Here is a 452-nt window from a genome sequence, read left to right on the forward strand (position 1 = left end):
CGCTTCGATCGACACGAGGCCGACGTCGTCTCGGCTCACCTCGATGGCGGCCGGCTTTTTCGCGATCCCGAGCTGGTTACCCGCATCGTCCGTGACCGCGTACCAGGTGCCGTCAGTCCCCGCGACGTACTCGGCGGTCCACGCGTCGCCGACGACGCTCGCCGGCTCGACCACGAACTCGGGGTTCGACGCGTTCGCGCTCTCCGGCACGCGGACGCGCATGCTGTTCCGCTCGGGCGTCACGCGGGCCGGGAGCGTGTTCAGTGTGAGCGCCGAGCCCGAGCTGGCGTTCGGCGCGAAGAAGCGCTGACTGCCGTCGCCGTAGAGTTCGACGTAGTCGCTCTCCGCGGAGTAGCTCTCGTTCCTGGCGTAGTGAACGAGGTTACCCTGCGGCGTCGCGCTGACGCCGAGCGAGCTCGTCGAGCCCCAGGAGTCAAGCCGGATCCGCGAGT

The 452-nt window shown here is 69.0% G+C and carries 1 pseudogene; it reads right to left on the reverse strand.

The annotated features are described in order from the left end of the window. Positions 1 to 452 (reverse strand): annotated as a pseudogene (locus EXE44_RS18185) (hypothetical protein); the annotation flags it as partial.

It is taken from the genome of Halorubrum sp. SS7, from assembly GCF_005435055.1.
Taxonomy (GTDB): Archaea; Halobacteriota; Halobacteria; order Halobacteriales; family Haloferacaceae; genus Halorubrum; species Halorubrum salinarum.